Source organism: Kitasatospora sp. NPDC051853 (assembly GCF_044452665.1).
Classification (GTDB): Bacteria; Actinomycetota; Actinomycetes; order Streptomycetales; family Streptomycetaceae; genus Kitasatospora.
Genome location: NZ_JBITBY010000017.1, coordinates 67,256 through 80,946, shown reverse-complemented (window position 1 = coordinate 80,946; position 13,691 = coordinate 67,256). Strand labels below are relative to the sequence as shown.

The following is a 13,691-nucleotide window of genomic DNA, read 5'->3' as shown; positions in this document are numbered from 1 at the left end:
GCCGCCACGCGCCGCTTCCGGGCGGCGCCGGGCGCGAAACCTACAATGGATGGCACCGACCGACCGCCCGGGGGGATCGCGAGGGGACGACCCGCATGGACACCCCCGGCACCGACCGACCGTCCCCCGGGGCCGACGCCCCGGCCGACCTCGCCGAGGTGGTGGCCCTCGCGGCCGACCCGGCCGGCCGGGTCTCCTGGTGGAGCCGGCAGGCCGAGCGGCTGTTCGGCCACCCCGCGGCCTCGGCCGTCGGCCGTCCGCTGACCGACTTCGTCGCCCTGCCCGAGGGCCTGGCCGAGGACTGGACCGGCCCCGCCGAGGGCCGGCACCGGGACGGCCGGAGCATCCCGCTCGGCGTCCGGGTCACCCCGCTGGAGGGCCCCGGCGGTGACCGCTGCACCGTGGTCTCGGCGATCGGGCTGGAGGGCGCCCCCTGGTGGACCGTCAGCCGCTCGGTGCTGGACCGCTTCCTGACCGAGCTGCCGTACGGGATCGCCGTGCTCGACGCCGACCTGCGCTACGTCTGGCTGAACCGGACCCTGGAGCGGATGGCCGGAGTGCCGCAGGCCGACCGCCTCGGCCGGCGGGTCACCGAGGTGCTGCCCGGGTTGCAGCCGGAGGCGATGGAGGCACAGCTGCGGCACGCCCTGGTGACCGGGGAACCGGTGCTCGGCTTCGAGTACCGGGGCCACACCCCCGCCGACGCCGAGCGGGAACGGGTCTACGCCACCTCGTTCTTCCGGCTGGACGACCGGGACGGCCGGGTGCTGGGCGTCTGCTACATGGGCACCGACGTGACGGAGCGTCAGCGGGCCCAGGACCGGCTGTCGCTGCTCACCGACTCCGGGGCCAGGATCGGCCGCAGCCTCGACCTCACCCGCACCGCCGAGGAGCTGACGGCCTGTGGGGTCCCCGCCCTGGCCGACTTCGTCTCCGTGGACCTGTTCCCCGAGGTGCTGCGCGGCGAGGAGCCGCCAGCCGGGCAGGTGCGGGTCCCCACCCTGGTCAGGGTCGCCCACCGGTCGGTGCGGGCCGGTACGCCGGAGGCTGCCGTCGCGGTGGGGGAGCCGTCCGGCTTCACCGCGGACTCGCCGGTGGCGCGGTGCGTCGCCGGCGGGACACCGGTGTTCCAGGCGGTGGTGGACCCGGACGGGGACGGCTGGCCGTCCGGCGAGGTGGTCCGGAGCGAGCGGGTGCGGGAGTTCGGCCTGCGCTCGGCGATGGCGGTGCCGATCCTGGCCCGCGGCACCTGCCTGGGGGTGGCGCTGCTGCTGCGTGGCGAGGGCAGCGAACGGTTCGAGGCGGCCGACCTGCCGCTGGCCGAGGAGTTCGTCGGCCGGGCCGCGCTGGCCCTGGACAACGCCCGCCGCTACTTCCGCGAGCGGCTGGCCTCGGTGACGCTCCAGCGCAGCCTGCTGCCCAAGCTCGCCGACGGCGCCACCACCATGGAGGTGGCCGCCCGCTACCGCCCGGCGTCCGGGCCGGGCGGCGCGGGCGGTGACTGGTTCGACGTCATCCCGCTCTCCGGGGCCCGGGTCGCCCTGGTGGTCGGCGACGTGGTCGGCCACGGACTGGCGGCGGCCGCCGCGATGGGCCGGCTGCGGATGGCGGTGCGCACGTTGGCCGGGACCGACCTCCCGCCGGAGGAGCTGCTGGCCCACCTGGACGACCTGGTGCTGCGGCTGATCGAGGAGGAGGCGTTGGACCCGGCCGCGGCCGACGACTCCCCGGCCGCCGCCGCGGTGCTCGGCGCCCGCTGCCTCTACCTGGTGTACGACCCGGTCGACCGCAGCTGTGTGATGGCCAGGGCGGGACACCCGGGCCCGGCCCTGGTCACCCCCGAGGGGACCGTCACCTTCGCCGAACTGCCGGGCGGCCCGCCGCTCGGCCTCGGCTCGCTGCCCTTCGAGTCGCACCGCACCACCCTGCCGGAGGGTTCGCTGATCGCGCTGTGCACCGACGGCCTGCTGGCCGGCCCGGACCGCGACCCGGAGGCGGGCCAACGGGTGCTGGGCGAGCTGCTCGCCGCCGGCCCGGGCGGTGCGCTGGACGAGCTGTGCGAGCGGGTGATGGCCGCCCTGCCGCCCGGCCCGGCCGCCGACGACGCGGCGCTGCTGGTGGCCCGCACCCATGTGCTCGGGCCGGACAAGGTGGCCTCCTGGGACCTGCCGGCCGACCCGGCGGCGGTCTCCCGGGCGCGGGGGTTCGCCTCCCGGACGCTGGGTCAGTGGGGCCTGGAGGAGCTGGAGTTCACCACCGAGCTGGTGGTCAGCGAGCTGGTCACCAACGCCATCCGCTACGGCGCCGAGCCGATCCGGCTGCGGCTGATCCACGACACGGCGCTGATCTGCGAGGTCTTCGACGGCTCCAGCACCGCCCCGCGCCTGCGGCACGCCCGGATCACCGACGAGGGCGGCCGCGGCCTGTTCATGATCGCCCAGATGACCCGCCGCTGGGGCACCCGCTACACGGACCGCGGCAAGGTCATCTGGGCCGAGCAGATGCCGGGCGCGGTGCCGGACTGGGGGATCTGACGGGGGATCCGCACGGAGGCTAGCGGAGGGTGCGGTTGCCCCACAGGGCCGGGTCGTCGGCGTTCTGACGGGTCACCAGGGTGGCCGGGAGCTGGTCCTCCAGGCCGTTGGGGATGGCGACGATGGTCGAGCCGTGATCGGTGGGGCCGGGCTCGAAGCGCCGGCCGGTGGCGGCGGCGTGGGCGTAGAAGAGGGCGTAGTGGGCGTAGAGGTCGACGGGCTGGGAGACGGTGGCGTCGATCAGGCCGGTGCGGATGGCGGCCAGCTCGGGCGGGGTGCCGTCGTTGGAGACCACGGTGAGGTGGCCGGGCCGGCCGGCCGGGACCAGTCGGCCGCGGGCCTGGAGGGTGGTGAGGACGGGCTCCAGGAAGGGGCTGCCGCCCTGGAGGTAGACGCCGTCCAGGCCGGGGTCGGTGACGAGGAGCTCCTTGAGGGCTGCTGCCGCCTTCTCGGTGCTCCCGCCGGTGTCCACCCGGTGCACGGTGATCTTGGGGAAGGAGGACTGCATGCAGCGGGCGAAGGCCTGGGAGCGCTCGTAGCTGTTCAGGGAGTCCAGGGAGTCCTGGAGCACCACCAGGCTGCCCTTGCCGCCGAGCTTTCCGCCGAGGAACTCGCAGGCCTTGGTGCCGTGCGCCCGATTGTCGGCCCGCACCACCATGTAGACCCAGCCGGACTCCGGGCGGGTGTCGACGCTGACCACGCCGATGTCGGCGGCCGCCAGCCGGTCGAGGTCGGCCGCCGCGGCCCGGGTGTCCTGGGGCGCGATGACCACGCCCTTGGCGCCGGCCCGGCGGAACGCGCCGAGGTGGTCGATCAGCCGCTGCACGTCGCCGTCGGAGAAGGTGACCGGCAGCAGTTCGGTGTCGGCGGCGGTGGTGCGGTCCTCCGCGAGCCGCGCGCCGAAGCTGTTCCAGAAGTCCGAGTCGCTCCGAGGTATGTCCACCGCGATCCGGGGCGCGCGGGAGGGTGACGGCTCGTCACCCGTGCCGGTGCAGCCGGCCAGGAGGAGGGCCGTGGCCAGGGCACAGAGCGAGAGGGGACGGCGGACGGCGGGCACGGTACCTCCTGGGGGCGGGCGGGGCATACTGGGGCAGACATCGGATCTATCGAGGGGTGTGCCGGGTGGCCGTCACCGACGAGGCAATCGGGAAGATCAAGGGGATGATCGTCTCCGGTGCGTTGCGGCCGGGGGACCGGCTGCCGAAGGAGGCCGACCTGGCGGCCGAGCTGGGGCTCTCCCGGAACTCGCTGCGCGAGGCGGTCAAGGCGTTGTCGCTGCTGAACATCCTGGACGTGCGCCAGGGCGACGGCACCTACGTGAGCAGTCTGGAACCGGCGGCGCTGCTGGAGGCGGTCTCCTTCGTGCTGGACTTCCACCGCGACGACACCGTGCTCCAGGCGTTCCAGGTGCGCGGCATCCTGGAGCCCGCCGCGACCGCGATGGCGGCCCGGCTGATCGACCCGGAGCAGCTGGCCGGGCTGCGGGAGCTGCTGGCCGGACTGGGGGAGCGTCCGAGCGTGGAGGCACTGGTCGCCTCCGACCTGGAGTTCCACCGCCGGATCGCCGAAGCGGCCGGCATCCCGCTGCTCTGCTCGCTGCTGGACACCATCTCGGCGCCCACCGTGCGGGCCCGGCTCTGGCGGGGGATCACCCAGCAGGACGCGGTGGCCCGCACCCTGGCCGAGCACACCGCGATCCTGGAGGCGCTCGAGGAGGGCGACCCCGAGACGGCCCGGGCCTGGGCCACCGTGCACGTCGCGAGCATCACCCGCTGGCTGAGCACGGCACTCTGACGCACCGTCGGATCGGTGCCGGCCGCGGCTGGGAGCCCTCACACCCAGGGGCGGCCGGCACCGGACGGTGCGGCCCCCTCCTCCGGATGATCGGAGGGGTTGGGTGCGGGCCGCTGCGAGCAGGCTAGGCGGGTGGGACGGGCCTGACAAGGAGCTCTGAGTCTTTTCATCGGATCTCATGGCGTTCTTATCGCCATTTTAGGGGGATTTGCGGTTATTGGTCAGTGGCCGAGCGTCCAGACATCGGATGAATGCTTGTTCTTCGCACGGGGTCGTGCGTATGGTTCGAGCTGTCGAGACATCCGATGAAAGGGGATGCCGTGAAGCTGCTGAGGATCGGACCGCCAGGCGCCGAGCGCCCCGCTGTCCGGACGGAGGACGGCCGGACGCTGGACCTCACCTCCGTCACCGCTGACCTCGACGGCCCCTTCCTGGCGGGCGGTGGCGTCGACCGGGCCCGGGCCGCCGTGGCAGCCGGAGCGCTGCCGGAGCTGGCCGGGGCCGGTGCCGAGCGGGTCGGGCCGCCGGTGGCCCGACCCGGCAAGGTGGTCTGCATCGGGCTCAACTACCGTGACCACGCCGAGGAGACCGGCGCGTCGATCCCCACCCGCCCGGTGGTCTTCATGAAGGACCCGGCCACCGTGATCGGCCCGTACGACGAGGTCCGGATCCCCCGGGGCTCGGTCAAGACGGACTGGGAGGTGGAGCTGGCCGTGGTGATCGGAGCTCCCGCCCACTACCTGGCGACGCCCGAGGACGCGGCGGCGGTGATCGCCGGGTACGCGATCAGCCACGACGTGTCCGAGCGCGAGTACCAGCTGGAGTACTCCGGCCAGTGGGACCTGGGCAAGTCCTGCCCGACCTTCAATCCGCTCGGGCCGTGGCTGGTCACCGCCGACGAGGTCGGCGACCCGCAGTCGCTCGGCCTCCGGCTGTCCGTCAACGGACAGGTGCGGCAGCAGGGTTCGACCAAGGACATGATCTTCGACGTGGCCCACGTCGTGTGGTACCTGAGCCAGTACATGGCACTCAACCCCGGCGACGTGATCAACACCGGCACCCCCGCCGGCGTCGCCCTCGGCCTCCCCGGCACCCCCTACCTGCGCGCCGGCGACACCGTCGAACTCACCGTCGACGGCCTCGGCAGCCAGCGCCAGACCTTCACCCCCGCCTGAAAGGCCGTGAGTTGAGCACCGGCACCGCACGGATCACCTCCGTGGACACCTACGACATCCGCTTCCCGACCTCCCGCGAGCTGGACGGCTCGGACGCGATGAACCCCGACCCGGACTACTCCGCGGCCTACCTGGTCCTGCGCACCGACCGGCCCGGCGGCCCCGAGGGCCACGGCTTCACCTTCACCATCGGACGCGGCAACGACGTACAGGTCGCCGCCCTGGACGCGCTCCGCCCCTACCTGCTCGGCCGCTCGCTGGACGAGCTGTGCGCCGACCCCGGGAGCCTGCACCAGGAGCTGGTCGGAGACAGCCAACTCCGCTGGCTGGGGCCGGAGAAGGGCGTGATGCACATGGCGATCGGCGCCGTCGTCAACGCCGTCTGGGACTTGGCCGCCAAGTGCGAGGGCAAGCCGCTCTGGCAACTGCTGGCCGACGCCGAGCCCGAATGGCTGGTCTCCCAGGTCGACTTCCGCTACCTCTCCGAGGAGCTCACCCCGGCCGAGGCCCTGGAGCTGCTCCGCCGGGGCCGGGCCGGGAGGCCGGAGCGGGAGGCCCGGCTGCGCGCCGGGGGCTACCCCGCCTACACCACCTCGCCCGGCTGGCTGGGCTACTCGGACGAGAAGCTGACCAGGCTGGCGAAGGAGGCGGTGGCCGAGGGCTTCACCCAGATCAAGCTGAAGGTCGGCGCCGACCTGGCCGACGACGTCCGCCGCTGCCGCGCCGCCCGCGCCGCGGTGGGCCCCGGCATCCGGATCGCGATCGACGCCAACCAGCGCTGGGACGTCCCGGAGGCGATCGAGTGGACCAAGGCCCTGGCCGGGTTCGACCCGTACTGGATCGAGGAGCCGACCAGCCCCGACGACGTGCTCGGCCACGCCGCCGTCCGACGCGGCGTCAGCCCGGTCAAGGTGGCCACCGGCGAGCACGTGCAGAACCGGATCGTCTTCAAGCAGCTGCTCCAGGCCGGCGCCATCGACGTGCTGCAGCTGGACGCGGCCCGGGTCGGCGGGGTGAACGAGAACCTGGCGATCCTGCTGCTCGCCGCCAAGTACGGCGTCCCGGTCTGCCCGCACGCGGGCGGTGTGGGTCTGTGCGAACTCGTCCAGCACCTCTCCATGTTCGACTACCTGGCGCTCTCCGGGACCACCGAGGACCGCGTCATCGAGTACGTCGACCACCTGCACGAGCACTTCCTCGACCCGGTGGTGATCGACCGCGGCCACTACCGCGCCCCCACCGCGCCCGGCTTCTCCGCCGAGCTGCACCCCGGGTCCATCGCCACCTACCACTACCCCGACGGCACCTTCTGGGCCGCCGACCTCGCCCGGACGGAGCCCGACGCATGACCACCGACCTGGACGGACTGAACGCCGTGGTCACCGGCGGAGCCTCCGGCATCGGACTGGCCACCGCCCAGCTGCTCAGCGAACTCGGCGCCAACGTGGCGGTCCTGGACCTCGAACCGGACGGCCTGGCCCGCCCGCTGCTCGGCCTGCGGGCCGACGTCTCCGACGACCGCTCGGTGCGCGAGGCCGTGGACACCGCCGCCCGCACCTTCGGCGGCCTGGACATCCTGGTGAACAACGCCGGGATCGGCGCGGCCGGCACCGTGGAGCAGAACGACGACCAGCAGTGGCACCGGGTACTGGACATCAACGTGCTCGGCCTGGTGCGCACCACCCGGGCCGCCCTGCCGCACCTGCGCCGCTCCGCGCACGCCTCGATCGTCAACACCTGCTCGATCGCCGCCACCGCCGGGCTGCCGCAGCGCGCCCTGTACTCGGCGAGCAAGGGCGCGGTCCTCTCGCTCACCCTGGCGATGGCGGCCGACCACGTCCGCGAAGGCATCCGGGTGAACTGCGTCAACCCCGGGACGGTGGACACCCCGTGGGTGGACCGCCTGCTCGACGCGGCACCCGACCCGGCGGCCGAGCGCGCCGCCCTGAACGCCCGCCAGCCCACCGGCCGCCTGGTCAGCGCACGCGAAGTCGCGGCCGCCATCGTCTACTTGGCGGGCCCCGGGGCCGGATCGGTGACCGGCACCGCGATCGCCGTGGACGGCGGGATGGCCGGCCTGCGGATGCGGCCCGAGGCCAAGTGAACGACGAGTGAGCCAGAGGACCACCATGATCAGCACACATCCCCTGGGGCGTACGGCCGTCCAGGTCAGCGAGCTCTCCTTCGGCGCCGCCGGGATCGGCAACCTGGCCACCCCGGTCACGGACCGGGAGGCCGCGGAGACCCTGGCGGCCGCCTGGGCCGGCGGCATCCGTACCTTCGACACCGCTCCGCACTACGGCCTCGGCCTCTCCGAACGCAGGCTGGGCGCCGCGCTCCGCGAACACCCGCGGACCGCCTACACCGTCTCGACCAAGGTCGGCCGACTGCTGGAGCCCGTCGACGACCCGGTCGGCGACGACCTGGCCACCGGCGGCTTCGCCGTCCCCGCCACCCACCGCCGGGTCTGGGACTTCAGCGCCGACGGCGTGCTGCGCAGCCTGGAGGCCAGCCTCGGCCGGCTCGGCCTGGACCAGGTCGACATCGTCTACCTGCACGACCCCGACGACCACGCCGAACAGGCCCTCACCGAGGCCTACCCCGCACTCGAACGGCTCCGCGGCGAAGGCGTGGTGGGCGCGATCGGGGTCGGCATGAACCAGAGCGCGCTGCCCGCCCGGTTCGTCCGCGAGACCGACCTCGACGTCGTCCTGCTGGCAGGTCGTTACACCCTCCTCGACCACAGCGGCCTGGCCGACCTGCTGCCCGAAGCCGAACGGCGCGGCGTCTCCGTCGTGGCCGCCGGCGTCTTCAACTCCGGCCTGCTCGCCAACCCCCGGCCCGGAGCCAGCTACGACTACCGGGCCGCGCCCGAGGACGTGCTGCACCGGGCCCTGCGGCTCCAGGACGTCTGCGCCCTGCACGGCCTGCCGCTGCGCGCCGCCGCCGCCCGCTTCCCCCTCGGACACCCCGCCGTCGCCTCCGTCCTGCTCGGCCTGCGCACCGCCGACCAGGTCCGCGACGCCGTCGCCCAGTACGGCCGGCACGTCCCGGCCGCCCTGTGGGACGACCTGCGCGCCGAGGGGCTGCTCCCGCACGACGTCCCGACGCCCATCGACCCTCACCACCAAGGGAGTTGACGGATGCGCATCGCCCTCTTCCTGACCTGCTTCAACGACACGCTCTTCCCCGGCACCGGCCGCGCCGTGGTCGAGGTCCTCGAACGGCTCGGCCACACGGTCGACTTCCCGCTCAGCCAGACCTGCTGCGGCCAGATGCACTTCAACACCGGCTACCGCACCGACGCCATGCCGCTGGTGCGCCGCTTCGCCGACACCTTCGCCGGCTACGACGCCGTGGTGACCCCGTCCGCCTCCTGCGCGGGCATGGTCCGCCACCACCACCCGGGCCTCGCCGCGCAGTACGCTCCACCGGCGTTGCAGGCCAAGGTGGCCGACGTGGTCCCCAAGGTCCACGAGTTCACCGAGTTCCTGACCGACGTGCTCGGCGTCGAGGACGTCGGCGCGGTCTTCCCGCACCGGGTCACCTACCACCCCACCTGCCACTCACTGCGCGGACTGCGGCTCGAAGACCGGCCGTTGCGGCTGCTGCGCGCCGTCCAGGGCATCGACCTGGTCGAGCTGCCCGGCTCGGACTCCTGCTGCGGCTTCGGCGGCACCTTCGCCATGAAGAACGCCGCCACCTCCACCGCGATGCTCGCCGACAAGATGCGCGGCGTGCTGGACACCGGGGCCGAGGTGCTCTGCGCCGCCGACAACTCCTGCCTGATGCACATCGGCGGCGGCCTGTCCCGGCTCAACTCCGGGGTCCGCACCCTGCACCTGGCCGAGATCCTGGCCGGCACCGGCAGCGCGGGGGGCATCCGATGAAGGACACCAACGGCCTGGTCTGGCTCGGCACCCCGGCCTTCCCCGAGGCCGCCGCCACCGCGCTGGCCGACACCCGGCAGCGGCGCAACCTGCGGCTGGCCACCACCACCATCCGCGACAAGCGCCTGGAGGCCACCGGCGAGCTCGACGACTGGGAGCAGCTCCGGGCGGCCGGAGCCGCGATCAAACGCCGCACCCTGCGCCATCTCGACCACTACCTGGGGGAGTTGGAGAAGAAGGTCACGGCGGCGGGGGGCGTCGTGCACTGGGCCGCCGACGCGGCCGAAGCCAACCGGATCGTCGTCGACCTGGTCCGGGCCACCGGCCGGACCGAGGTGGTCAAGGTCAAGTCGATGGCCACCCAGGAGATCGGGCTGAACGAGGCGCTGGCGGCGGAGGGGATCGCCGGCTACGAGACCGATCTCGCCGAACTGATCGTCCAGTTGGGCGAGGACCGCCCCTCCCACATCCTGGTGCCGGCCATCCACCGGGGCCGGGCCGAGATCCGGGACATCTTCGAGCAGCGGATGGCCGACTGGGGGCGGCCCGCGCCGGAGGGTCTGCGCGACGACCCGGCCGAACTCGCCGAGGCGGCCCGGCTCCACCTGCGGGAGAAGTTCCTGCGGGCCGAGGTCGCCGTCTCCGGCGCCAACTTCGCCTGCGCCGACACCGGGACGGTGGTGGTGGTCGAGTCCGAGGGCAACGGCCGGATGTGCCTGACCCTGCCCCGGACCCTGATCACCGTGATGGGCATCGAGAAGGTGATCCCCGCCTTCACCGACCTGGAGGTGTACCTCCAGCTGCTCCCGCGTTCCTCCACCGGCGAGCGGATGAACCCCTACACCTCGCTCTGGACCGGCGTCACCCCCGGCGACGGCCCGCAGGAGTTCCACCTGGTCCTGCTGGACAACGGCCGCACCGCCACCCTCGCGGACGAGGTCGGACGCCAGACCCTCCAGTGCATCCGCTGCTCCGCCTGCCTCAACGTCTGCCCGGTGTACGAGCGCACCGGCGGACGCGCCTACGGCTCGGTCTACCCCGGCCCGATCGGCGCCGTCCTCACCCCGCAGCTGGCGGGTGTGGAGAACGCGGCCTCGCTGCCGTTCGCCTCCACCCTGTGCGGCGCCTGCTACGACGCCTGCCCGGTGATGATCGACATCCCCGAAGTGCTGGCCCACCTACGGGCCGAGGCGGTCGAGTCCAAGCGCCGCTCGCACCGCCTCCCCGGTGCCGAGGCCCTCGCCATGAAGGCGGCCACCACCGTCTTCTCCTCGCCGGGCCGGTTCGCGGCCGTCCAGAAGGCCGCCGCCCTCGGCGGTCGGCTGCTCGGCCGCAACGGCAGGATCGGCCCGCTGCCCGGGCCCGCCCGCGGCTGGTCCGACGCCCGCGACACCGCCGTCCCGCCCGCCGAGTCCTTCCGGGCCTGGTGGCGCAAGAACCGGGAGACACCGTGAACAGCCGCACCCTGGTCCTGGACCGCATCCGCGCGGCGCTCGCCGACGTACCGGCGACCGAGCGGCCCGAGGACGTCCCGGTGCCGCGCGAGTACCGGCACAGCCACGCGGACGGGGACCTGGTCGAGCTGTTCGCCGAACGGGTGGCCGACTACCGCGCCACCGTGCTGCGCTGCTCGCCGGCCGAGGCGGCGGCCACCATCCGGCGGACGCTCGCCGGCCACGGCCACACCCGGCTGGTCGTGCCGCCGGGCTTCCCGGGAGAGATCCACCCGGGGCCGGACACAGGGCCGGAGCCCGAGCCGGGGGTGGCCGAGCTCGAAGCGGCCGACGCGGTGGTCACCACCGCTGCCGCCGCCATCGCACTGACCGGCACCATCGTGCTCGACGCCGGCCCGGGACAGGGCCGCCGGGTCCTCAGCCTGCTGCCCGACCACCACCTCTGCGTGGTGCGGGCGAGCCAGATCCTCGCCGACCTCCCCGAGGCCCTGAGCGCCCTCGACCCCACCCGGCCGCTCACCTTCATCTCCGGCCCCTCCGCCACCAGCGACATCGAACTCGACCGGGTCGAGGGCGTCCACGGCCCCCGCGTCCTGGAAGTGCTGATCGTCGACGACCGTCGATGACCACGGCGGTCCGATTCCGGCACTCCCGTCGGCGAGGCGGGTGACCGAACAGGTCTGCGGGTGCGCTCCGTTCGCGTCGCCCGGTGGGGGCCCGGTCATCGGCGAAGCCCCGGTGGGCCGGACCGGCGTTGTGGATCCGTAAGATCCGCAGCAGGGTGTCACTGTCCGATTGGTCCGGATCCGTGGCTATGGTGCGGCCATGACTTCCGTGGGCGGTGCCCGTCAGTCCTGGTCGGTGCGGTGGTCCCGGACGTTCGTCTCGAAGCTGCGTTCCCCTCGTCTGACCAGTCAGCTGGGCGTGGCGCTGGGGATCGCGTTCGGGGTGTGCTTCGTGACCGGGTACGTCAGCCACGCGATCCAGCACCCGCCGTGGTGGTTCGCCTGGCCGTCGCGGCCGGTCAGCCTGTACCGGGTCACCCAGGGCACCCACGTCGCGACCGGCCTGGCCGCCCTCGCCGTACTCGCCGCCAAGGTGTGGGCCGTGGCCCCGCGGCTGCTGAGGTGGCCGTCGTGGCGGGACGTGCCGGGGCTGCTGGAGCGGGCCGGCGTGCTGCTGCTGGTCGCGGCGTCGGTCTTCCAACTGACCACCGGGGTGCTGAACATCGCCCGGTGGTACGACGCGATGGGATTCTCCTTCACCGTCGCCCACTACTGGACGGCGTGGCTGGCGATCGGGACGCTGCTGGTGCACGTCGGCGTGAAGCTGCCCGTCGTCCGGCGTGCGCTGACCGCGCCGGTGCGGCCGGTGCGCGGCCTGACGGGACTGTCCCGGCGCGGGTTGCTGGGCGGGGTGGCCGCCACCGCGGGGGTGGTGACCGTCGCGACCGTCGGGCAGACGGTACGTCCGCTCGCGGCGCTGTCGGTGCTGGCCCCGCGCGACCCCCGGGTCGGCCCGCAGGGCCTGCCGGTGAACAAGTCGGCCGTCGGCGCCGGAGTCGTCGCGGTCGCGGGCGATCCCGGCTACCGGCTGGAGGTCGTCGGCCCGGGCGGCACCCTGTCCCTGAGCCTGGCGGACCTCGCCGCCCGGCCCCAGCACACCGTCGACCTGCCGATCACCTGCGTCGAGGGGTGGAGCGCGGGCGCGCGTTGGAGCGGCCCGCGCCTGCGCGAGCTGGTGGCCGAGGTCGGAGCGGACGCGCGCTCGCAGGTCACCGTCGTCTCGCTCGAACAGGGCAGCCCGTACGCGAGCTCGGTGGTCGACCCCGACCACCTGCAGGACCCGCTGACCCTGCTCGCACTGCGGCTGCGCGGAGAGCCGCTGCACCTCGACCACGGCTACCCCTGCCGGCTGATCGCCCCGAGCCGGCCTGGTGTGCTGCAGACCAAGTGGGTGCACCGCCTCCTGGTGGAGCGTGCCCGGTGAACGGGATGCGCTGGACGCGCGGTGCCCTGGTCGCCGTCGGGACCGCCGCAGTCGGCTACGGGACCGCCGGGGCGGTCTCGGCCGGACTGTTCGGCGACCGGCCCTGGACGGACTTCCTGCTGGCCTCCCTGCTGTGGCCGCTGCTGGCGGCCGTGCCGCTCGTGCTGGTGATCGGCGCGGTCATCGTCAGGGTCGTCCCGGCGGGTGCCAGGCCGGTGCTGCAGGCCGTCCTGTTCGCCACCGGCATCGTCCTGGTGGTCGCCCTGCCGCTGCTGGTCGGCACCGGTCACGACCCGGCCATGCCCTCCGCGCTGCCGCGCGACTACCGCCGCGGACTGACGCTGGTCCTGTCGGCCCTGTGGGCCGCCGCAACCCTCGCGCTCACCGTCCGGGTACTGCGCCGACGCGCGGCACCACCGGGCACCTGAGCCGCCGGCCCCGCCCGCCCCCAGCACTCCATCCCGTCCACGACCGTCCTGTCCGAGGAGCCGAACCACGATGACCGACACCGCTGCCACGCCTGTGAGGGTCTGCGCCGACACCGAGCTCGCCGACGGACAGGCCGTCACGGTGCCCGCCGGCGCGACCGGTTGGAGCGACACCATCGCCGTCTTCCGCGAGAACGGCGCCCTCTTCGCGCTCGACGACACCTGCCCGCACGAGCAGGCGTCGCTGGCCGAAGGCTGGCTGGAGGACGGCGAGATCGAATGCCCGCTGCACCAGAGCCGCTTCTCGCTGCGCACCGGCGAGGCCACCTGCCTGCCCGCCACCTCCCCGGCCCGCACCCACCGCGTCGAGGTACGGGACGGCGCGATCTGGCTGACCGCCGGCACCCCGCCCCAGGCGGGCTGAACG

The 13,691-nt window shown here is 73.8% G+C and carries 13 protein-coding genes; 12 read left to right on the top strand and 1 reads right to left on the bottom strand.

The features are described 5' to 3' along the window. The first annotated feature begins 95 nt into the window (after positions 1–95). A complete protein-coding gene (locus ACIA8O_RS36480; protein WP_396298358.1) occupies positions 96–2,534 on the top strand; it encodes a SpoIIE family protein phosphatase in 2,439 nt (812 codons plus the stop codon). A 19-nt stretch (positions 2,535–2,553) separates the two neighbouring features. Here the strand turns inward: ACIA8O_RS36480 and ACIA8O_RS36475 are convergent, their stop codons facing one another. Next, a complete protein-coding gene (locus tag ACIA8O_RS36475; protein ID WP_396298357.1) occupies positions 2,554–3,591 on the bottom strand; it encodes a sugar ABC transporter substrate-binding protein in 1,038 nt (345 codons plus the stop codon). Between the two features lie 65 nt (positions 3,592–3,656). Between ACIA8O_RS36475 and ACIA8O_RS36470 the strand changes: the two genes are divergently transcribed. The 11 genes from ACIA8O_RS36470 (at position 3,657) to ACIA8O_RS36420 (ending at position 13,688) form a co-directional block, all read left to right on the top strand. Further along, complete coding sequence (locus ACIA8O_RS36470) at positions 3,657–4,328, top strand: FadR/GntR family transcriptional regulator (RefSeq protein ID WP_396298356.1); 672 nt, start codon at positions 3,657–3,659, stop codon at positions 4,326–4,328. A gap of 320 nt (positions 4,329–4,648) precedes the next feature. After that, entirely contained in the window at positions 4,649–5,503 is an 855-nt protein-coding gene (locus ACIA8O_RS36465) for a fumarylacetoacetate hydrolase family protein (protein WP_396298355.1), read from the top strand. Positions 5,504–5,514: 11 nt separating this feature from the next. Next, complete coding sequence (locus ACIA8O_RS36460; protein WP_396298354.1) at positions 5,515–6,852, top strand: L-fuconate dehydratase; 1,338 nt, start codon at positions 5,515–5,517, stop codon at positions 6,850–6,852. Further along, the gene (locus ACIA8O_RS36455) at positions 6,849–7,607 is read left to right on the top strand and encodes an SDR family NAD(P)-dependent oxidoreductase (RefSeq protein ID WP_396298353.1); all 759 of its coding nucleotides are present in this window, start codon (positions 6,849–6,851) and stop codon (positions 7,605–7,607) included. The genes ACIA8O_RS36460 and ACIA8O_RS36455 overlap by 4 nt, the downstream gene beginning before the upstream one ends. Positions 7,608–7,635: 28 nt before the next feature. Further along, the gene (locus tag ACIA8O_RS36450) at positions 7,636–8,643 is read left to right on the top strand and encodes an aldo/keto reductase (protein ID WP_396298406.1); all 1,008 of its coding nucleotides are present in this window, start codon (positions 7,636–7,638) and stop codon (positions 8,641–8,643) included. A 3-nt stretch (positions 8,644–8,646) separates the two neighbouring features. Continuing rightward, a complete protein-coding gene (locus ACIA8O_RS36445; protein ID WP_396298352.1) occupies positions 8,647–9,393 on the top strand; it encodes a (Fe-S)-binding protein in 747 nt (248 codons plus the stop codon). Beyond that, positions 9,390–10,847 carry a LutB/LldF family L-lactate oxidation iron-sulfur protein gene (locus tag ACIA8O_RS36440; protein WP_396298351.1) on the top strand — a complete coding sequence of 486 codons (1,458 nt, stop codon included), beginning with the start codon at positions 9,390–9,392 and terminating at the stop codon, positions 10,845–10,847. Before ACIA8O_RS36445 ends, ACIA8O_RS36440 begins: the two co-directional genes overlap by 4 nt. Continuing rightward, complete coding sequence (locus tag ACIA8O_RS36435; protein WP_396298350.1) at positions 10,844–11,473, top strand: lactate utilization protein C; 630 nt, start codon at positions 10,844–10,846, stop codon at positions 11,471–11,473. Before ACIA8O_RS36440 ends, ACIA8O_RS36435 begins: the two co-directional genes overlap by 4 nt. A 199-nt stretch (positions 11,474–11,672) precedes the next feature. Further along, entirely contained in the window at positions 11,673–12,836 is a 1,164-nt protein-coding gene (locus ACIA8O_RS36430) for a molybdopterin-dependent oxidoreductase (RefSeq protein ID WP_396298349.1), read from the top strand. Continuing rightward, positions 12,833–13,264: a hypothetical protein gene (locus ACIA8O_RS36425; protein WP_396298348.1), complete on the top strand. Its 432-nt coding sequence runs from the start codon at positions 12,833–12,835 to the stop codon at positions 13,262–13,264. Before ACIA8O_RS36430 ends, ACIA8O_RS36425 begins: the two co-directional genes overlap by 4 nt. 70 nt (positions 13,265–13,334) lie before the next feature. Next, a complete protein-coding gene (locus ACIA8O_RS36420; protein ID WP_396298347.1) occupies positions 13,335–13,688 on the top strand; it encodes a bifunctional 3-phenylpropionate/cinnamic acid dioxygenase ferredoxin subunit in 354 nt (117 codons plus the stop codon). Positions 13,689–13,691 lie beyond the last annotated feature (3 nt).

Bases quoted from the DNA above. Each gene is read 5' to 3' on its own strand.
- ACIA8O_RS36480 (WP_396298358.1), top strand. From the start codon at position 96: ATGGACACCCCCGGCACCGACCGACCGTCCCCCGGGGCCGACGCCCCG.
- ACIA8O_RS36455 (WP_396298353.1), top strand. From the start codon at position 6,849: ATGACCACCGACCTGGACGGACTGAACGCCGTGGTCACCGGCGGAGCC.
- ACIA8O_RS36445 (WP_396298352.1), top strand. From the start codon at position 8,647: ATGCGCATCGCCCTCTTCCTGACCTGCTTCAACGACACGCTCTTCCCC.
- ACIA8O_RS36440 (WP_396298351.1), top strand. From the start codon at position 9,390: ATGAAGGACACCAACGGCCTGGTCTGGCTCGGCACCCCGGCCTTCCCC.
- ACIA8O_RS36430 (WP_396298349.1), top strand. From the start codon at position 11,673: ATGACTTCCGTGGGCGGTGCCCGTCAGTCCTGGTCGGTGCGGTGGTCC.
- ACIA8O_RS36420 (WP_396298347.1), top strand. From the start codon at position 13,335: ATGACCGACACCGCTGCCACGCCTGTGAGGGTCTGCGCCGACACCGAG.